The organism is Microbacterium gorillae, from assembly GCF_050990725.1.
GTDB lineage: Bacteria > Actinomycetota > Actinomycetes > Actinomycetales > Microbacteriaceae > Microbacterium > Microbacterium gorillae_A.
In genome coordinates this window covers 343,655-364,720 of record NZ_CP158844.1, presented here as the reverse complement: position 1 = coordinate 364,720, position 21,066 = coordinate 343,655, and the positions used below count along the sequence as shown (strand labels likewise).

At 66.8% G+C, this 21,066-nt stretch carries 10 protein-coding genes; 4 read left to right on the top strand and 6 right to left on the bottom strand.

Annotation, left to right across the window (positions count from 1 at the left end):
- Nucleotides 1-35: 35 nt before the first annotated feature.
- Entirely contained in the window at nucleotides 36-3,470 is a 3,435-nt protein-coding gene (locus ABTV68_RS01645) for a VaFE repeat-containing surface-anchored protein (protein ID WP_433675879.1), read from the bottom strand.
- 234 nt (nucleotides 3,471-3,704) lie between these two features.
- Nucleotides 3,705-12,827 (bottom strand): DUF6923 family protein, encoded by a 9,123-nt coding sequence (locus ABTV68_RS01640; RefSeq protein WP_433675878.1) that lies wholly within the window; start codon nucleotides 12,825-12,827, stop codon nucleotides 3,705-3,707.
- Nucleotides 12,828-13,245: 418 nt separating this feature from the next.
- Between ABTV68_RS01640 and rarD the strand changes: the two genes are divergently transcribed.
- Nucleotides 13,246-14,115, top strand: coding sequence for an EamA family transporter RarD (gene rarD, locus ABTV68_RS01635; protein WP_433675877.1), 870 nt, complete (start codon nucleotides 13,246-13,248; stop codon nucleotides 14,113-14,115).
- Between the two features lie 4 nt (nucleotides 14,116-14,119).
- Here the strand turns inward: rarD and ABTV68_RS01630 are convergent, their stop codons facing one another.
- The 4 genes from ABTV68_RS01630 to ABTV68_RS01615 form a co-directional block, all read right to left on the bottom strand.
- On the bottom strand, nucleotides 14,120-16,018 hold the full coding sequence (locus ABTV68_RS01630) for a hypothetical protein (protein ID WP_433675876.1): 1,899 nt from the start codon (nucleotides 16,016-16,018) through the stop codon (nucleotides 14,120-14,122).
- Between the two features lie 33 nt (nucleotides 16,019-16,051).
- On the bottom strand, nucleotides 16,052-17,854 hold the full coding sequence (locus ABTV68_RS01625; RefSeq protein WP_433675875.1) for an HSP90 family protein: 1,803 nt from the start codon (nucleotides 17,852-17,854) through the stop codon (nucleotides 16,052-16,054).
- The gene (locus ABTV68_RS01620; protein ID WP_433675874.1) at nucleotides 17,851-18,336 is read right to left on the bottom strand and encodes a YbjN domain-containing protein; all 486 of its coding nucleotides are present in this window, start codon (nucleotides 18,334-18,336) and stop codon (nucleotides 17,851-17,853) included. The genes ABTV68_RS01625 and ABTV68_RS01620 overlap by 4 nt, the downstream gene beginning before the upstream one ends.
- Nucleotides 18,337-18,427: 91 nt before the next feature.
- Nucleotides 18,428-19,870, bottom strand: a complete 1,443-nt coding sequence (locus ABTV68_RS01615) for an amino acid permease (RefSeq protein WP_433675873.1) — start codon at nucleotides 19,868-19,870, stop codon at nucleotides 18,428-18,430.
- Nucleotides 19,871-20,092: 222 nt separating this feature from the next.
- Between ABTV68_RS01615 and ABTV68_RS01610 the strand changes: the two genes are divergently transcribed.
- Genes ABTV68_RS01610 through ABTV68_RS01600 form a run of 3 tightly spaced genes read left to right on the top strand, consistent with a single transcriptional unit; the run spans nucleotide 20,093 to nucleotide 21,039 of the window.
- Nucleotides 20,093-20,395 (top strand): helix-turn-helix domain-containing protein, encoded by a 303-nt coding sequence (locus tag ABTV68_RS01610; protein ID WP_433675872.1) that lies wholly within the window; start codon nucleotides 20,093-20,095, stop codon nucleotides 20,393-20,395.
- Complete coding sequence (locus ABTV68_RS01605) at nucleotides 20,388-20,552, top strand: hypothetical protein (protein WP_433675871.1); 165 nt, start codon at nucleotides 20,388-20,390, stop codon at nucleotides 20,550-20,552. The genes ABTV68_RS01610 and ABTV68_RS01605 overlap by 8 nt, the downstream gene beginning before the upstream one ends.
- Nucleotides 20,521-21,039: a HipA domain-containing protein gene (locus ABTV68_RS01600; protein ID WP_433675870.1), complete on the top strand. Its 519-nt coding sequence runs from the start codon at nucleotides 20,521-20,523 to the stop codon at nucleotides 21,037-21,039. The genes ABTV68_RS01605 and ABTV68_RS01600 overlap by 32 nt, the downstream gene beginning before the upstream one ends.
- Nucleotides 21,040-21,066 lie beyond the last annotated feature (27 nt).

Below are 21,066 nucleotides of genomic sequence, written 5' to 3'. Positions count from 1 at the left end.
CGTGGGAAACACGCCCGTCATGTGTGCTGGACCGGTTAGCGCTGGCTGTTCGCTCGGCGTCGGGCGATCAGCACGAACGCCCCAATACCCAGCAGAACTACCGCACCGATCACCGGTGCCGGGCCCACATTCATACCCGTGGTCGGCAGTCCGGACGGACCCGCCGGCTTCACCGTGATAGTCGGGATCACCGACGTGCTCGACGTCGGCGTGGCCGTCGGCGTCGGCGTCTCGGTCGGCGTGGCCGTGGGCGTCGGCGTCGGCGTGGTGGTGGTGGGCTGCTCCACCGTCACCGTTTGAGCTGCATCGTTGATGTCCTCATGCACCGCCACCGAGGTGGTCAAGTCCGCGGACTCGAACAGCTTCTCGTACGCCACGAGTGCCTCACCAGCAAACCCAGCAGGAACCGTGAACTCCACCTCGACCGAACCATCCGCGGTCGACGGCGTGAACGTTACCGTGCCCGTGATGCCCGTCGCTGAGCCCGTGTCCTTGAGCATCAGCTCGCCGGCGATCGTGTACTGCGTCCCCGGGGTGAGGTTTTGGTACGCAATCGTGTCAACCAGCGTGCCACCCGCTGCGGGCAGAACGTGGTCGCTATCGGCGGAGTCCACGAGGGACGTGCCGATCGCCGGCTCCTCCACGACCGGAGGCTCCTCCACCGTCACTGTCTGAGCCGCGTCGTTGATGTCCTTGTGCTCCGCCACCGGGGTGGTCAGATCCGCGGACTCGAACAACTCCTCGTACGCGACCAGAACCTCGCCACCGAACCCAACCGGAACCGTGAACGTCACCGTCGTGGTCCCGTCAGCCTCAGTCGACGTGAAGGTCGTCGTACCCGTGATACCCGTCGCCGAACCATCACCCTTCAGCATCAGCTCACCCGTCACCGTGTACTCAGTCCCGGGAGTCAGGTTCTGGTACGCGACCGTGTCAATCACGGTGCCACCGTTCCAACCGAGCACGTGGTCGCTATCGGCCGAGTCCACGAGAGACGTACCGATCGCAGGCTCCTCCACAACCGGAGGCTCCTCCACCGTCACCGTCTGAGCAGCATCGTTGATGTCCTTGTGCTCCGCCACCGGGGTGGTCAGATCCGCAGACTCAAACAGCTCCTCGTACGCGACCAGAACCTCGCCACCGAACCCAACCGGAACCGTGAACGTCACCGTGGTGGTGCCGTCAGCCTCAGTCGGGGTGAACGTGGTCGTGCCCGTGATACCCGTCGCCGAGCCATCACCCTTCAGCATCAGCTCACCCGTCACCGTGTACTCGGTGCCCGGCGTCAGGTTCTGGTACGCGATCGTGTCAATCACCGTGCCACCATTCCAACCGAGGACGTGGTCGCTATCGGCCGAGTCCACCAGCGTGGTGCCGATAGCAGGTGCCGGAGCCTCCTCGACCGTGACGGTCTGGGCAGCGTCGGCGAGATCCTTATGCTCCGCCACCGGGGTGGCCAGATTGTCGGATTCGAACAGCTCCTCGTACGCCACGAGAGCCTCACCCGCAAATCCGGCCGGGACCTCGAACTCCACCTCGATCGAGCCGTCCGCCGTCAGCGACTGGAACGTCACCGATCCCGTGATACCTGTCGCTGTGCCATCCCCCTTGAGCATCAGCTCACCCGTGATCGTGTACTCCACACCCGGGATCAGGTTCTGGTAGGCCACCGTGTCGACCAGCGTGCCACCGGCAGCCGTCAGCACGTGGTCATCATCAGCCGAATCGACCAGCGAGGTACCGATCGCCGGCTCCTCCACGACGGGCGCCTCTTCGACGGTCACCGTCTGCGCGGCATCGTTGATGTCCTTGTGTTCGGCGATCGGCGTCTCCAGGTCCCTGGACTCGAAGAGCTCCTCGTAGGCGACGAGAACGTCACCCGCGTAGCCGATCGGAACGGCGAAGGTCACCGGGACGCGGCCGCTGGGCATGGTCGGCGTGAACGTGGTCGTGCCAGTGATCCCGGTGCTGAAGCCCGTCGCCTTGTCCATGAGCACGCCCGTGACGACGTACTCCACGCCAGGGATGAGGTTCTCGAACGTGACCGTGTCGATCAGCGTGCCGCCGTTCCAGCCCAGGATCTGGTCGTCGTCGGCGGAGTCCACCAGCGTGGTGCCGATCGCGGGCGCCGGTTCGACGATGATCGTCTGAGGCTGATCGTTGATGTCCTCATGAACGGCCACGGGCGTCTCCTCATCCGGATGCGCGTACAGGCGCTCATACGCGACCAGAGTTTCACCCTCGTAGCCGGACGGAACGTCGAAGTTCACGATGACGCTCCCCGACGCGGACGTGGGCGTGAAGGTCGTCGTTCCCATGATTCCCGTGGAGCTGCCGTCAGACTGACGCATCAGCTCGCCGCGAAGGATGTACTCCACACCGGGAATGAGGTTGGAGAAAATGACCCGGTCGGCAGCGGGGCCACCGGTCCACGGCAGTGTCTGGTCGCCGTCAGCAGGATCGGTCAGCTCCGTGGTGATCTCCGGCTGCGGCACGGCCTCCCACGCCACATTCGCAGATCCCGTCGTCGTGGCGCCGGCGGGCGCGGCGAGAATGAGTGTCTGGCTGTGCGCCTCATTCGGGTCGCCGCCTGTTGTCTCCGGGGTGGTGATGATCTTCCCCGTGATGCTCGAGCCTGCCGCCGTTGCGGTGATGGTGGCGGTGCCGGCGGCATCGCTGCCACGGACGTCCAAATAGAGTTCGGTGCCATCCGTGACAGCGCTCGTGTCGACAAGCGCCCCCGACGCGTCAACGATCGCAAAGGTCGAGTCGGTGGAGACGCTGACCGTGGGCTGGTTCGTGTTCACCACGAACGGACCGACGAGCGAGTCGCCGATCTGGGATCCCGACGGAGCTGTGACGTTCACGGTGATGTCGGGGTTTGCCGGCGGAGTCGCCGGGGCGTTCGCATCGGCACCGTCGGTCAGGTAGTGATACAGGGCCGGAATGTTGGTGTGCGTGGGGTCCCACTGCCACGTCGGGATCGTCTGCCCGTATTCGGTATTGGTCCAGACGGCGTACTGCGTCGCCTCAGTCACCTCCGGCAGGGTGAGGGTCGGGAGCCCCGTCTCGATACGGAGGTCCTCGAGAGTCACCGTCGGGTACGAGTGGCTGATCACCCAGACGACCTTCGACTGGATCGCCGGATCATGGAAATACGGCTTGACGCCGAGGAAGTCATCGAACGACCCGATCTCTCCCAGCGCACCAGTGCGCACGTCCACGTCGTGTTCGATGCACCACGCGACGAAGTCCGACGGACCCGTCGCCGAGTCACCAGCCCACACCTCGGCGCCCGCAAACCCGCCGCCGTCGGACGGCAGTGGTGGTCCGACCCAGACGCTGTCGCCATCTTGCAGCGTGGGCGCTGCGGTCGCGAGTTGTGGCGCGACGATTCCTAGTGCGACGAGACCGACGGCAGCGATGGCGCCACCGATCTTCGTCCGCAACCGTGAGTTTCGGTTCTTCACGGGTGTCCCCTTCTGATCAAATTGCGCTCGCTTCGGGTGCGAGCGTCAATCCCCCAACCAATCGACACGGCGCTACGCGAATGTGTCAGATCTGGAGGGTACCGCGATTGACCCACGCGTGGGGGTCAGTCGCTGAATTGTCATTTGTCAGAACGGGTGCGCGGGGACTGAGGATGCGGCCAAAGTCACACGTGGGTGGGGTCGGCCGTCCCGCCGACCCCACCCACGTCCGACTCAGCGCTTCCGACCGGCCGCGAGCGTCCGCCGCCGCGCAATCAGTACACCGGCACCGGCGACGATCAGCAGCAGTGCTGCAGCTGCTCCGCCAAGCGGGAGGTCAGAACCCGTACTGGGCAGCGGCCCCGGCTTCACCGTCGACGTCGGCTTCACCGGCGTGGTCGGAGACACGGTCCCCGTCGGCTGCGGCGTCGTCGTCGGAGTCGGCTCCGGCGTGGTGGTCGGCGTCGGGGTCGGCTCCGGCGTGGTGGTCGGCGTTGGGGTCGGCGTCGGCGTCGGCGTCACCGTCGGCACCTCGTGCTCTGTGCAGAGCCCGGGGACGCACGTGGGCGGCGTTCCGGTCTGCGCAACCACGTTCACCAGCGTGCGGTTGCCCAGGTCAGCCTCGTCCTTCACCGTGACCGTGTAGCTCACCGTGTAGGTCTCGCCCGAGGGGATGGTCCCCGTGATTCGCAGAGTGTCGCCGGAGACAACGGCCGTGAGGTCGTCGCTCGAGACGGTCGGACCGCCGGTCAGGGTCGCGTCGTCGAGAACGTCGGTGAGCGTGTCGGTCGCGTCGATCGCGGCCGGGTCGGCGTCGGCGTTCTGAGACGTGTTCTCGAAGGTCACCGTGTAGGTAATGTCCTGCCCGGACGTCACTTCCGCACCCGTCTCCGGGTCGCTGGCCTTGGACATGACCACGCTGTTGATCGGGTTCACCGTGCAGTCGGCGTTGTCTGCTTCGCAGGTAGCGGGAGGCGTGGCGCCCTCGTCGACCAGGAAGTTGTCGAGACGGTCGTTGCCGCGTTCGCCATCCTCCTTGACGGTCACCTGGTAGGTCACCGTCACGGTCTCACCCGGGGCCAGCTCACCGGTCACGGTGAAGCGACCATCGGCGATGCTCGACACCGTCAGCGCGTCGGACGATGCCGCCGGCTGCTCGGTCACGGTGGCGTCATCCAGCACGCCGTCGAGCACGTCGTCACGGTTGACCGTGACAGGTGCCTCGCCGGCGTTGGTGAACGTCAGCGTGTAGGTGAGCACGCGGCCGGCCTGCACGGTGGTGCCGGAGGCGGGGTCGACGCTCTTCTCGTCGACCAGCTCACCCACCGGATGCTCCGTGCAGGAGACGCCGGCGTCACCGCACTGCGGGTCGGTGATGTCGGAGTCCGCCACCACGTTCTGCAGCACGTTGTCGCCGCGCTCGCCATCCGCCTTCACCGTCACCGTGTACTCCACGGTCACGACCTGCCCGGCAGCGAGCGTGCCCGTCACTCGGACCAGCCCATCGGCACCGCTCGTCGCCACCAGAGCGGGATCGCTCGTGACGGGAGCAGAGGTGAGGTCGGCGTCGTCGAGAACTCCGGCCAGGTGGTCGGTGAAGTCCACCGCACCAGCGCCCTCACCCGAGTTGGTGAACGTCAGCGTGTACGTGACCTCTTCACCCGCACGAACCGCGGTCTCCGTCACCGGTGCGGCCGCCTTGGCGACGGACACGTTCGGCAGCGGCGTGGTCGTGCAGTTCTGGTCGCTCGCAACGCACTCGGTCGGCGGGGTCTCCCCCGTCGGCACCAGGAAGTTGTTCGCGACGTTGTTGCCGCGTGCATCCTGCGCCTTCACCGTGACCTCGTACGTCACCGTCACCGTCTGACCGCTGGCGATCGTACCCGTCACCGTGAACTCGTCACCGGTCACCGCGGACGCCGTCAGCGCGGCATCCGATGCCACCGGGTCGGCGGTGAGCGTTGCGTCGTCCAGGACGTCGGCGAGGTGGTCGGTGTAGTCCACGGCCATGTCGGCCTCGCCCTGGTTGTCGAACGTCAGGGTGTAGGTGAGGACCGTTCCCTCCTCGATGGGAGAAGCGGAAGCGGACACCGCCTTCGACGTCACGAGCAGGCCGATCGGCGTGAGGGTGCAGTCCGGACGCTCCACGTCGGTGGGCGTGCAGACCGGGTCGGTCGGCGGGGTCGGCGGATCGGTGGGGTCGTTCTTCAGCAGGAAGTTCGCCGCCAGATCGTCGCCACGCTCACCATCCGCCTTCGTGGTGACCTGGTAGGTGACCGTCAGCGTCTCGCCAACCGGAACCTCGCCGGTGATCGCGATCTGGTCGCCCGCGCGTACTGCGGTCAGTCCCGCATCGGCCGTCGGCTCGACGGTCACGTCCGCGTCATCCAGAACGTGGGTGAGGAAATCGATCTCATCCACCGGAGCCGCTGCCGCACCCGTGTTCTCGAAGAACAGCGTGTACGTGAGCACCGTGCCCGCGACCACCGGGGTCGAGGCCGCAGAGACGCTCTTCCACGATTCCAGCTGCGGGACCGGGTTCTCGGTGCAGCTCACGCCGGCGTCGCCGCACTGGGGGTCCACCAGGGAGGCGGGCGCGAGCACGTTGCCGAGGAGGTTGTTGCCTCGCTCACCATCCGGCTTCACCGTGACCGTGTACGACACCGTGACCGTCTGGTCTCCCGCCAGCGTTCCCGTGATGTGCAGCGTGTCATCGGCGTTGAGCACGGCGCTCAGAGCCGGGTCGCTCACCGCGGGGCCCCCGCTGAGGTCGGCGTCGTCGAACACACCGAACAGGTTGTCGATGTAGTCGACGGTTCCGGCTCCCTGGCCCTCGTTCGTGAACGTCAGCGTGTACGTGACATCCTGGCCGGCGACCACAGCCGTACCCGACTCCGGGTTCGAGACCTTCGTAGCCACGATCACCGGAAGCGGCGTGCTGGTGCACTGGTCGGAGCCAGCGACACACTCCGTCGGAGGCGTCCCACCGGGCGTGACGAGGAAGTTGTTCGCAGCGTTGTTACCACGATCCGACTCCGCATTCACCGTCACGACATACGTCACCAGCGCCGTGGCACCGGCGGCGAGATCACCGCCCAGCACGAGACGATCATCTGTCGGACCCGACACCGTCACCGACGCCGTGTCAGATGTGGCCGGACCCGTGAGCGTCGTGTCGTCGAGGACGTCCGTCAGCACGTCCTCACGCGACACTGCCATGGACGTCTGACCCGTGTTCACGATCGTGATCGTGTACGTCAGCTCCGTACCTGCAACCACGGGGTCAGCCGAAGCCGCGACCGCTTTCGAGTACGTGATCGCACCGATCGGCGTGTTCGTGCACTCCGGGTAGTCCGGGTTCGGCACGCACTCCGGCGTCTCCGGCGTGGTCGGCGGGTTCTCCGGGTCGTTCGGCACCAGGAAGTTCGCCGCCTGGTCATCGCCCCGCGAGCCGTCCGCCTTGACCGTCACCTCGTAGGTCACCGTCAGGACGGCGTCGACCGGAACCGTTCCGGTGATCGCGATGCGGTCGCCCGTGCGAACTGCCGACAGCCCTGCGTCCGCGACCGGCTCGGACGACACGTCGGCGTCATCCAGCACGTGTCCGAGGAGATCGACAGCGTCGACAGCCGCGTCGGCGGCACCGTCGTTGCGGAAGCTCAGCGTGTAGGTCAGCACCGACCCCGCGACAGCGGGAGTGTCCGACGAGGACACCGTCTTCCACTGCACGAGCTCGGGCACCGGGTTCTCGGTGCATACCACCCCGGCGTCACCACACTGCGGGTCCACCACAGCGGTCGGTGCCAACACGTTGCCGAGACGGTTGTTGCCGCGCTCGCCATCCGGCTTCACCGTGACGGTGTACGACACCGTGACCGTCTGGCCTCCTGCGAGCGTTCCCGTGATTTCGAGCGTGTCCGCATCGAGCGTCGCGGTCACTGCCGGATCGTTGGCTGTCGGCCCCGCCGTCAGGTCGGCGTCGTCGAACACGCCGAACAGGTTGTCGGCGTAATCGACGCTGCCGTCCCCCTGGCCCTCGTTCGCGAACGTCAGCGTGTACGTGACATCCTGGCCGGCAACCACAGCCGTACCCGACTCCGGGTTCGAGACCTTCGTGGCCACGATCACCGGAATCGGCGTGCTGGTGCACTGGTCGGAACCGGCGACACACTCCGTCGGAGGCGTGCCGCCCGGTGCCACAAGGAAGTTGTTCGCGGCGTTGTTGCCACGATCCGACACCGCGTTCACCGTCACAACGTACGTGACGTGCGCCGTGGCACCGGCAGCGAGGTCGCCGCCCAGAGCGAGGCGGTCACCCGTCGGACCCGACACCGTCACCGACGCCGTGTCAGATGTGGCCGGACCCGTCAGCGTCGCGTCATCCAGCACGTCCGTCAGCACGTCCTCACGCGACACCGCCATGGACGTCTCACCCGTGTTGACGATCGTGATCGTGTACGTGAGCTCCGTACCCGCAACCACCGGGGTCGCCGAGGCGCTGACAGTCTTCGAGTACGTGATCGCACCGATCGGCGTGCTCGTGCAATCCGGGAACTGCGCGTCCGTCGGCGTGCAGGTCGGATCGGTCGGCGCGGTCGGCGGGTTCGCCGGATCATTGACCATCAGGAAGTTCGCCGACAGGTCGTCGCCGCGCTCGCCGTCAGCCTTCACCGTGACCTCATACGTCACCGTCAGCGTCTGTCCCGCAGGCACCGAACCGGTGATCGCAATCTGGTCACCCGTGCGGGTTGCACTCAGCCCAGCATCCGCGGTCGGCTCCGCGCTCACGTCTGCGTCATCCAGCACGTGGGTGAGGAAGTCGATCGAGTCAACGTTCGCTGCGGCTGCACCGTTGTTACGGAAGTTCAGCGTGTACGTCAGCACCGTCCCCGCAACCGCAGGCGTCGCGGAGGAGGAGACACTCTTCCACTGCACCAGCGCGGACACGGGGTTCTCCGTGCAGAAGACACCAACGTCGCCGCACTGCGGGTCCACCGCCGAGGTCGGTGCCAGCACATTGCCGAGGAGATTGTTGCCTCGCTCGCCATCCGGCTTCACCGTGACCGTGTACGACACCGTCACCGTCTGGCCACCGACCAACGTTCCTGTGATTCCCAGCGTGTCGTCGGCGTTCAGCGTCGCTGACAACGCCGGGTCACTCACGGCGGGCCCATCCGTAAGGTCGGCATCGTCGAACACACCGAACAGGTTGTCGATGTAGGCAACGGTCCCGTCGGCCTGGCCCTCATTCGTGAACGTCAGCGTGTAGATCACGTCCTGACCCACGACCACAGCCGTACCCGAGTCCGGGTTGGAGGCCTTCGACACCACGATCGCCGGAAGCGGAGTGCTGGTGCACTGGTCAGAACCAGCGACACACTCCGTCGGAGGCGTCCCACCGGGCGTGACGAGGAAGTTGTTCGCAGCGTTGTTACCACGATCCGACTCCGCGTTCACGGTCACGACATACGTCACGAGCGCCGTGGCACCGGCAGCGAGATCACCGCCCAGCGCGAGACGGCCACCCGTCGGACCCGACACCGTCACCGACGCCGTGTCAGATGTGGCCGGACCCGTCAGCGTCGTGTCGTCGAGGACGTCCGTCAACACGTCCTCACGCGACACCGCCATGGACGTCTCACCCGTGTTCACGATCGTGATCGTGTACGTCAGCTCCGTACCTGCAACCACGGGGTCAGTCGAAGCCGCGACCGCCTTCGAGTACGTGATCGCACCGATCGGCGTGCTCGTGCAATCCGGGAGCTGAGCATTCGTCGGGGTGCAAGCGGGGTCAACCGGCGCGGTCGGCGGATCGGTCGGGTCGTTCCTCATGAGGAAGTTCGCCGCCAGGTCGTCGCCACGCTCGCCGTCAGCCTTCACCGTGACCTCATACGTCACCGTCAGCGTCTGCCCCGCCGGCACCGAACCTGTGACGGCGATCTCATCGCCCGTGCGCACGGCGGTAAGTCCTGCGTCCGCGGTCGGTTCAGCGCTCACATCGGCATCGTCCAGCACGTGCGTGAGGAAGTCGATCGAGTCCACGCTCGCTGCGGCTGCACCGTCGTTACGGAAGTTCAGCGTGTACGTCAGCACCGATCCCGCGACAGCAGGAGTGTCGGAAGACGAGACGCTCTTCCACTGCACGAGCTCGGACACCGGATTCTCCGTGCAGATGACGCCGGTGTCGCCGCACTGCGGGTCCACCAGGGACGCGGGTGCCAGCACGTTGCCGAGCAGGTTGTTGCCTCGCTCGCCATCCGGCTTCACGGTGACCGTGTACGACACCGTGACCGTCTGGCCACCGGCCAGTGTCCCCGTGATGCCAAGCGTGTCGTCCGCGTTCAACGTCGCCGTCAACGCCGGGTTGCTCGCTGTCGGCCCGGCCGTGAGGTCGGCATCGTCGAACACACCGAACAGGTTGTCGATGTAGTCGACGGTTCCGGCTCCCTGGCCCTCGTTCGTGAACGTCAGCGTGTAGATCACGTTCTGACCCGCGGCGACCGTCTCGCCCGACGCGGGGTTGGAGACCTTCGTGGCTACGATCACCGGAAGCGGAGTGCTGGTGCACTGGTCAGAGCCGGCCACACACTCCGTCGGAGGCGTGCCGCCCGGCGGGACCAGGAAGTTGTTCGCAGCGTTATTGCCACGATCCGACTCCGCGTTCACCGTCACAACGTAGGTGACGAGCGCCGTGGCACCCGCGGCGAGATCGCCACCCAGTGCAAGACGATCACCCGTCGGACCCGACACCGTCACCGACGCCGTGTCGGACGTTGCCGCACCCGTCAGCGTCGCGTCATCCAGCACGTCCGTCAGCACGTCCTCACGCGACACGGCCATAGAGGTCTGACCCGTGTTCACGATCGTGATCGTGTACGTCAACTCCGTCCCGGTGACGACCGGCGTCGCCGATGCGGTCACAGCCTTCGAGTACGTGATCGCACCGATCGGCGTGCTCGTGCAATCCGGGAACTGCGCGTCCGTCGGCGTGCAGGTCGGATCGGTCGGCGCGGTCGGCGGGTTCGCCGGATCGTTGACCATCAGGAAGTTCGCCGACAGATCATCACCGCGGGAGCCATCGGCCTTGACCGTCACCGCATACGTCACCGTCAGCGTCTGTCCCGCAGGCACCGACCCGGTGATCGCAATCTGAGCGCCCGTGCGGGTTGCACTCAACCCAGCATCCGCCGTCGGCTCCGCGCTCACGTCAGCGTCATCCAGCACGTGCGTGAGGAAGTCGATCGCGTCGACAGTGGCAGCAGCCGTACCGTCGTTGCGGAAGTTCAGCGTGTAGGTCAGCACCGATCCCGCGACAGCAGGCGTCGCCGAAGAAGACACGCTCTTCCACTGCGTGAGCGCGGCGGCCGGGATCTGCACGGAGTCGCACGCCGAGCTTCCCGGGAGCGCCTCCGTTGCAGGCACACACGCGGTGTTGTTCAACACACGGTTTCCGCCACCGGTGTAGGCGACCGTGTATTCGATCGTCGCGGACTCAGTGGCCGCGAGCGCACCAGTCCAGGTGAGTGTCGAGCCGAGGACCGAGGCTGAACCCGAGCTGGGAGTTGCAGAGATGAATGTCGCATCGTCGAGGACGTCGCTCAGGTCGTCCGTAAACGTCGCGGGTTCTGCTGCGGTGTACGTTCCCGGTCCCTCGTTCGTCACGGTCACGGTGTAGGTGACCGGAGTGCCGGGGGCAGGAATGGCCGTCGTGTTCGCCGTCTTCGTGATCGTCAGGCGCGGCAGCAGATACTCGACCTCGGCACAGGCTTCACCCGTCGTGGGGTCGGAGCCGTTCACCGGCGGATCACACGCGGGGGTCTGCGGGTTCGCCGGGTCAGCGGGAGCCCACGCGACGTTGCGCACCACGCCGTCGCCGCCGGCCGTCAGGGTCACGGTGTAAGTGATGGTGACGCTCGCGGTTGCGGCCAGCGCACCGGTCCACGAAAGGCGGGGTGCCGAGTAGTCGATCGTTCCCGGCTGGTTCGCCGTGGCGTCGGCGATGTCGAACGTGGCGTCATCGAGCACACCGGAGAGATCGTCGAAGACCACGGCCGGGTTCGCCGCCGTGAAGTCGCCGTTACCGACATTGGTCGCGGTGACCGTGTAGGTCACGGTGTCTCCGACACGGGTGTTCGCGGTGGCGTTGGAGGTCTTGGTGATCGCGAGCTCTCCGGTGCCGACGGTGCAGACCTGCTCGGTGGCCGAGTCGTTCGCGGCGTTGGGGTCGGCTTCGTTGCCGAGGACGCTCGCGACATTGTCGAAGCAGACGCCGATGCCGACCGCCGGATTGACGGTTCCCGAGATCACGAAGTCGGTCGACGCACCGGCTGCCAGGGCACCGCCCGTACAGGTCACGGTGGAGCCCACGATGGAACATCCGGTCGGCACCTGTGGGTTCGTGAGCTGCGAGGGGAGGGCGTCGGAGATCGTGAAACCGCTGGAGTCGGCTCCTACGCTGTTGTTGGTCACCGTCAGGGTGTACGACACCTGCCCGCCGGGCGACACGGTGTCGCTCGCGGCGGTCTTGGTGATGCCGAGGTCAACGGGCAGTCCCGCCCAGGCGGCGCCGTCGTTGTTCGTCGATGACGGCCCGCTGTGGGTGCTCACCACCGTGAACGTCGGCGACGCACCGCCGGCACCGGTGATCTTCAGCTGCGTGACGGTGCCGGAGTTGTTCTCGGAGAGCCCGATGTTGCCGTTTCCGTACACCCACTGTGCACCGAACGCGAAGCCGGTGAGCTGCGGCAACGGGTAGGAGGTCACCCCGCCGCTGACGGGGTTCATCCGGTAGATCGTCGATCCGCCCGCGTTTGCGAAGACGCCCCACACGAAGCCGTTGAGATAGAAGATGTCGGAGAGGTTTGGCACGGTCTGACTCAGCGTCACGTTCGTGGCGGTCAAGGTGTCGACGTTGATGATGCGGAGCGAGTTGCCCTGCGCCTGGTGGCGAACATAGAACTTGTCCGCGTCCGCACCGGAGCCGAACGTGCCCTGGTTATACGAGGCCCCGTTGGGGTCGTTGTACAGTCCGGTGACGAGGCCCAGGGTCGTCACCTGGCCCTCCTGCCCGATGCGCACCAGGCGGTTCTGAGTGGCGGCGTTCACCTCGAGGCCGTACAGGTAGCCATTGCTCGCGCGGAAGCCGAGGGAGTTGTAGACCAGCGACGACGGTCCGCCGACGGGCTCGAACACGGAGCCGGTGCCGGTCTGCACCGATTCGTACAGCCCGGTCGGGTTTCCCTGCCCGATCCAGACCGCGGGCGTGCTGAGGTTGAAGGGGTCACCGGGCGCAGCAGATGCGGCCGGCGCGGTGGCGAGGAACGACGCTGAGAATGCACTGGCGACAAGCGCAGCCACGGTCGCGAGCGCGGCGAACCGGTGTCGCGGTCCTGACCGCTGTGATCGTGATGCGCGAGTATGCGCGGGGAACGGCCGCAAAGTTCGGCGGGCTCGCTGTGCAGAGATCCGCTGGGTCGCCGGTACTTCACTGTCGTGACGCATTGTCATCTCTTTCCTGCGCCGGGCGGGTCGGTCCGCCCGGGCGCTCTCAGATGCCGCCGCTGGGGACGAATGTGGGGATGCTGGGTACGCCCTGCACGTTGGCTGTGAGCCACACGTTATTGACGCGAGGATGACGCGTTCAATGTGCGTCATGCCAATGACCCCAATATTGGGGTCATTGGCATGACGTTCCTCATCGCCGTTGGCGAGAAACGCACGGTCCGAGGGGACGCATCCGGGGCACACACTGAGCGCGAATACGATGGATCGCGTCATGAACCCTCCTGCCGGACATTCTGTGCGCGGCGTCGTCAGCTCGCTTGTCGCGAGCGCCATGTTCGGGGCGATGTTCCTGGTGTCCGGCCTGCTCGACGCATCCGCCGAGTCCATGTTCGGCTGGCGGATGCTGGTGACCGGTGCCTGCTTCCTCCTGGCACTGTTCTGGGCCTCCGGCCGTTCATCGCTCGCCGACTTGATCGTTCTGCTTCGTCAGCGCTGGTGGATGCCGCTCGTCCTGGTGTGCACGGCGATGCTCGTGGGCGTCCAGATGTGGCTGTTCGCCTGGTCGCCGATGCATGGGCACGGCCTCGACGCCTCCCTCGGCTACCTGTTGCTGCCGATCGTGCTGGTGCTGTCCGGCCGATTCCTCTTCCACGAACGAGTGACGCGCATGCAGTGGTGGGCGGTGGCCGTCGCCGCCGTCGCGGTCACCATCAAGGTTGTCTTCTCCGCGACGTTCTCCTGGGTGACGATTCTCGTCTGCCTCGGCTACGCCGCCTATTTCGCGCTGCGTAAGCGGCACCACCTCGACACCCAGGCGGCGTTCGGCGCCGAGGTGGCGATTCTCTGTCTCGCCGCGGTGCCGTTGATCGCGCTGAATCCAGGAGCGCGCACGGTGGGCGAGCAGAGCGTCGTGCTCCTCGTCGGCCTGGGCGGCGCGGTGGCGATGACGCTGTACCTCGCGGCGGCGCGCCTGCTCACCCTTGCCGTATTCGGACTGCTCAGCTACGTCGAACCGGTGTTGATGTTCGTGGCGGCGCTGCTGTTGGGCGAGCGGGTCGTGACCTCCGATGCCGTCGCATACGGGCTGCTGGCCGTCGCCCTCGCCATCCTCTCCGTGGGCTCCACCAGTCCACGCCGCTGAGACGTCAGTTGCCGCCGAGTTCGCGCAGCACGTCGTCCGCTTCGCCGTGACGTCCGGCACCGCGAAGTGCCTCGACGAGAGCGGCGCCCACGACCGAACGCTGATGCCCGGAGGAGGCATCGAAGGCGAGACGCATCACATCAGGGGTGTCACTGGCATCGACCGATTCCCGGATGCGTGCCGCCAGCCACAGCGCCTCCGCCGCGGCGTCCGCGCGACCGGTGTCGCGATGCAACTCGGCCGCACGGAAAGCGAGATCGAACGCCAGGTCGGCGTCGTCCCCGGCGATCAGTCGCGCACGAGTCTCGGAGATCACCGCGAGCGCGCTGTCGCGGCGATGTGCCCGGCGAGCGCGCAGCCGCTCATCCGGCACGTCGTCATCGTTCGCCACGGCAAGGAGCTCGTGGATGCGGGCGGCCGCTGCCACCACATCTGTCGTGTCGTCACGATCCGCGGCGACCGGAGCCCACGCCTCGATGACCTGCACGGTCAGCTCGGGTTCGACGCCCGCAGCGATCAGCCGCGCGACCGACTCGCCGTAGGCACGGTGGGAGGCGGCGGGATCCCGCAGCAGATCCGCGCTTCGCCCGAGCTCTGCGTAGGCGAAGCCGGCGTCCGCCAGCGCACCGGCGGCATCGGCGAGGACGGCGGCGCGACCATAGGCTGCCGCGGCGGCAGCGAGGTCGGTGGAGACGACGGACTCTGCAGCGGCGAGCGCCTGCTCCCAGGTCTCGCCTTCGGATTCGGCCGGCGCACTCTGGTGCGCTTCAGTCGGGACGGGAGCATCCGTCGAAACAGGTGCGGGAACCTCGACGCGGAACTCCAGCCGCTGCGGCGGAAGGGGCCGCTCGATATCGGCGAGGGTCCGCTTTCGCAGCCGGTCGCCACCGGCACGGGCGCCGAACGCGTCGGCGAGTTCCAGTGCGCGCTCGCGCGTCCACTCCGCGAGTTCGGACACGGTGGTCGCCGGCACAGCCCGAAGGCGGAGCGGCGCATCAAGTCCGGCCCGGACCAGCGCGCTCGTTCCGGCGGCAACGGAAGTCAGGAAGGACAGGTGCAGCCACCCCGTGATGCCGCCCAGCAGATAGTCCTGGTCCTCCTCGATCGCCGCGACCGCCAGTTCGAGTGCGCCTCCGCGACCGAGGGTCCAGATACGACGTCCGCGGGCCATCGTGAGGTGCGCGGACTGCCGCGGCAGGGCCGCTTCGAAGTCACGGTGCAGGCGGGCGGCACCCGCCGCGTCGCCGACCTCCAGGAGCGCCTGCGCGTGCAGCGAGTACAGATCGGCGGGGTCTGTGGTGCAGCGCCGATCCGGTGCACCGGGCGCGCTCGCGAGCGTCACGGTCTCCGCGTAACGACCGTCCCGGGCGAACACCATCGCCACGCGCGTGCGCTCGCAGAACTCGCAGTCCGCCGTGGTGCGCGGCGTGTGCCGCCACTCCTCGAACCGCGCCTCCACGTCGTCCGCCTCCGAGCGAATCGCCCAGCGCAACCGCTCGTAGGCCGCCGCATCGGCGGCGAATCCCGCCACGGCGGCGAGCTGCGTCATGTCGTCCAGCAGCGGGAGGATCTGCTCCGCCGATACGGAGGGGTCGTCCTGCACACCGCCGACCACCCAGTTCATGGCGGCGAAGAACGCCTCGCGGTCCCACTTGTCGAACCGTTCGGGGTGCTCGGCCCACAGCCGACGCAGTCGGGAGAACACCACGAGGGCCCGCGGGGTGTCGCCGGCGAAGAAGTGCGCCTCCACGAGGCAGATCAGGACGTAAGCCTCGGCGTCCTGAATCGCGTCCCGGTCCACCTCCTCCAGCAGCCGGACCATGGTCTCGGTGCGTGCCGGACCGTACGGCATGTGATCGGCGTTCTGGGCTGCGGCGAGGATGTCATCGATATCGCGGGTCACGGTTCTTCTCCGATTCGGGTTCGGGAGCGGTGCTTACGGCGCTTCGTCGGGTGCGGCACCCAAGCCCGCGGTGAGGAGCACATTCAGGGAGTCGTTGAGCTGGGTGGCTTCCGCAGCGCGGAGCACCTCACCGGAGCGCATCACGGCCGACAGATGAATGGTGCGCACGCCGGCGCGGAACACCTCGCCGCGGTCCGCGCCCAGCAGTCGACGCACCAGCGGGTTGGCGTCGTTGAGCACGAGCTGTCGCGACGCAGTCGGGCGCGCGAAGGCCGCCAGCACGTCCCCCCAGGCGGCGTCGGCGAGCTCTCGTTCCGCGGCGAGGTCGCGCTGGTGCTCCGCCTCGGCATCACGCAGCAACACAGCAGCGGTGTCTTCCGGGAGGAAGGTGCGGATGAGGACGTCCACGTCGGCATCCGCGAGCACGGCCTGCGCCGCCGCCACGCCGTCGAGGGTGGCGAGTTCCCGGGACGGATCGAGGGGTGCCAGCGCTCGCACCAGATCCTCCACGCGCAGCTGACGGACGCGCCACCCGGACCGGCCGCTGAGGCGCGCAAGCACGTCCGCATCGTAGACGTAGCCGGCGTTGACCACCACGAGACCCTGGGCTCGGGCGACATCGGCTACCCGGCGGAACGCCTCCGTGGTGGGCGCATAGAGGATCTCGCCGCTGCGCTCCCCCACCTCGCTGAGCGTGAGCTCACCGTCGGTGGTCTGGTACGGCAGGGTCTTCGCCACGAGGTCCAGCATCTCGTCGTCTCCCGCCGCAAGGGCGCGCAGCGACAGATGATGCGTGCGCAGGAATCGCCCGCGGAAGGCGGTGTCCTCGGACAGCGCCTTCGTCGCCCATGACCGCAGGCCGGCGGCCAGGTGCTCCTGAGCCGTGACCAGGACCTCGTCGGTATGCAGCTGTTCGCGAGAGGCCGTCGGGTTGAGACCGTCCGCATTCACCACGGCGCGAACGAAGAAGGCCCAGTCCGGCAGGAGACCATCCACGCGGTCGCCGAGCAGCATCCGCTTCACGTAGACACGGTGGCGGGCACCGGTCGGCGCGACCGCGGACGGCAGCACGAAGGCGACTCCGGTGAGCCCGACCTCCGGCACGTTCAGATCGATCACACCGAGCGGCGTGAAGCCGAACAGGCTCTCGCCGTAGCGCACGAGCGCCTGTTCGCGCGCCCGGGGCGTGGGGTGCTCTTCCTGCCACGGCAGGTGGTCGCGGGAGATCCGGCGCGGCAGGACCGTCTGCCCCACCGGAACCTCCACGCTGATGTCGACCGGCAGCAGCTCGCCGTACTCGGTGGCCAGCGCGGTCACGGTGTCGGTGGACATCCAGTGCGCGGCCTCGGGACGGGCGTGCAGGCGCACGCGAGTGCCGACGGGGATGTCGCCAATGTCTGCCGGGTCCTCTTCGATCTCGAACGTGCCGTCGTCGCGGCCCCGCCAGCGCACCGGCGGGCTGCCGGACGCGGAGCGAGAGACCACCTCGATGGTCTCGGCCACCATGAACGCGGCGAGCATGCCGATGCCGAAGCGGCCGATGTAGTCGGTACGCCCCGTCAGCTCATCACGCTTGGAACTCCGCCCGATCGTGGCGAGGAGCTCGTCGGCCTCCGCAGCTGACAGCCCCACGCCCGTGTCGATCACCTCGAGCGTGTCACCACGGGCGATGAGACGGATCGATGCGGGGGCCTGCGCATCCTGCGTCTGCCGCGCGTGCACGGCGTCGACACCGTTCTGCAACAGCTCACGCAGGTAGACGCGCGGACCGGAATACAGGTGGCGCGCCAGCAGGTCGACCATTCCGCGCAGGTCGACCGCGAACGCACGACTCATTCCTCGTTGAAGGCCGCGTTGGCCGCTGCGGCCTCGGCGGGGTACTGCTCGTCGAGGAAGCCGAACGCGCTGAGCGTCGAGCCGATCGCCGTGGCGAAGTGTACGTCGAGCTGGTCGTCGGTGACGCCCTTCTCGTAGTCCACGCCGTGAGCCGCGAACACGTTGACGTCGCCGTCATCATCGATGAGCACGGAAACGCGCGGGAACATCCGCTCCGTGTTGATCTGGTTGGCGAGTCGTACGAGGTTCCCGTACTGGTCCGGGTTCACGGTGCGGTTCCAGCGGCCCCGGACCTGCAGGATCTCCTTGTCCTGACCCATCAGGAAGAAATAGAAGAGGTGACCGTCCCACCAGCCGCCCACATCGCCATCGCTGTCGATGCTGTAGTGCATGCCGCCCGCATCGAGCACCGCGGTGACGCGGTCGCGGCTCAGCGGCGCCAGCGCTCCGGCGCTACCCGTGGACTTGTCGAAGAAACCCATGCAATACCCCTCAGTATCCCGTCCCCGAGCGTCGCACGGGCGTTGAGTCCACCCTACGATGAGCGTCCGACGTGGCAACAGCTTTGCGCGCTCATTCCTCCTCGTCGGGGGTACGCAGGTAGGTCATGTGCGCGGCGTGACGCTCGAGGTGACGCGGCGAGCGACGGACGAACAGCCACGCCACCACCAGGACCACGAACCAGATCGGTGTGACGACGAGCGCGGTCAGCGTGTCGGGCTGCGTGGTGAGCGCCCACAGGATGAAGAGGAAGAAGGCGAACACGACGAACACCATGAAGCGTCCTCCCGGCATCCGGTATGTGGAGCGGGCAGCCACCTCAGGACGATTGCGGCGGTACGCCAGGTAGCTCAGCAGGAAGATCGTCCACACGAACATGAAGCACACCGCCGACACGGTGGTGACCATGTCGAATGCCTTCCCGATGTCCTCGCCCGCATACAGCAGCACGACACCCGCCAGCAGCAGGATGCAGGAGAGGAAGAGAGCGTTCTGGGGAACCCGACGACGTGACAGCCGCGCGAACAGGCTCGGCGCATCGCCGTCCTGGGCGAGTCCGAACACCATGCGCGACGTGGAGTAGATGCCCGAGTTGGCGCTCGACATCGCCGAGGTGAGCACCACGAGGTTCACGATCACAGCGGCAGCGCCGAGACCGGCCAGCAGGAACATCCCGATGAACGGACTGCTGCCCGCCTCGTACTCGGTCCACGGCGTCACCGACATCAGAATGATGAGCGCACCGACGTAGAACAGCATCACGCGCACGGGAATGGCGTTGATGGCCTTCGGGAGATTCCGCAGCGGGTTCTTGGTCTCGGCAGCCGCCGTGCCGACCAGCTCAATGCCCACGAAGGCGAACACCGCGATCTGGAATCCGGCCACAAAGCCCATGAATCCGTTCGGGAAGAAGCCACCGTGGCTCCAGAGGTTGGCGAACGACGCAGTGCCGGCGTCCGACTGGAAGCCGCTGAAGATCATCACCAGACCGGTGAGGATGAGCGCCACGATGGCCACGATCTTGATCAACGCGAACCAGAACTCGACCTCACCGAACGCGGCCACCGACGGCAGGTTGAGCAGCAGAAGTGCCACGATGACCAGCAGACCGGGGATCCAGAGAGGAACGTCGGGAATCAGGACCTTGACGTAGCCCGCGATCGCGATCACGTCGGCGACGCCCGTCACCACCCAGCAGAACCAGTACGTCCAGCCGGTAAAGAAGCTCGCCCACGGCCCCAGCAGGTCGCCGGCGAAGTCGCTGAAGGAGCGGTACTTCAGGTTCGACAGCAGCAGCTCGCCCATCGCCCGCATGACGAAGAACAGCATGAAGCCGATGATCATGTAGACGAAGATCACCGAGGGACCTGCCACCGAGATGGTCTTGCCGCTGCCCATGAACAGGCCCGTGCCGATCGCCCCGCCGATCGCGAGCAACTGGATGTGGCGGTTGCTCAGCGCCCGCTGGAGTCGGGGTTCGCCCCCGTCGGTGATGGCGTCAGCCGAGGTGTTCATCGCGTCCTCCCCCTATGGAAATGGAGCAATCGTAGCGTCGGCACTGCGTCGCCCCACGGATTCTCCACCGGCCCTGCCGTGAGGGTTCTCTCACCGGTGCGGCCGTGTACGTGCCGCCGCTGACCCAGGTGCATCCAGTAATCTATCGAGATAGATGTATACGATAAAGCAATCTAGATTCAAAGTGAGATAGATCAAGCAATCGTTGATCTTACGAGGACCATGACCACTCCACTCCCGGTCGCTCGCGCCCTGCGCACTCTGGGTCACAACGTCGCCACGCAGCGAAAGCTACTCGGCCTCACGGCCAGAATGGTCGCCGAACGTGCGGGCACCACGCCCGCCACCCTCAGCAAGCTGGAGAACGGCGACGGCACCTCATTGGAGATCACGCTGCGCGTCCTACGCGTGCTGGGGTTGATGGACACGGTCGTGGGAGCGACTGATCCGTACGCGACCGAACGTGGTCGCCTGCTCGCAGATGAGAAACTCCCGCAACGAGTCCGAGTGCGCACCGATGGCTGACATCATCGACGTGACCACCGTGGCTGGAGGCAAGGAGGTACACGCCGGACGCATCTATCGCACCCGCACCTCCGGCGCTTTCGAGTACGGCACCGACTACCTTCGCGACCGCGCCGCATTCGCCCTTGCTCCTGCGCCGTTTCGACCGAGACGATGATCGTCGCGTGCCCTATATCTCCGCGATGACCGCATTGGAAGCACAGGACGGGGAAAGCGGCGATTGGGTCGATCTCGTCGACTTCTGCCGCCTGTCCGGAGGAGACCCCACGGAACTCTGGCGACGGGCTGTCTTCGGCGCGGCGGTCGGCAATCTCGATGATCACCTCCGAAACCACGGCTTCCTTCGGCGCAACGCTGCATGGGTTCCGAGCCCTGCGTTCGATGTGAATCCGGAACCGCTGACGCAGGGCGATGAGCATGAGCTGATGCTCTTCGGCGTCGGCGAGCTCACGGTCGACTCCTTCTTCAGCGTGGACGCCCTGGATCTGTTCGGCGTGCGTCCCGCACCGGCCAGCGATTTCCGCGCTTCCCTGGCGGAAGCGCTGACTGCGGCCATCCGCGCGGCCGAGATTCACGGGGCCGACGGTCACAGCATCAGCGTCATGAGGTCGCGCGTCGATGCCGCGGTGACTCAGCTCGCCTGACGAGGGAATAGACACCGTCCGGCGGGC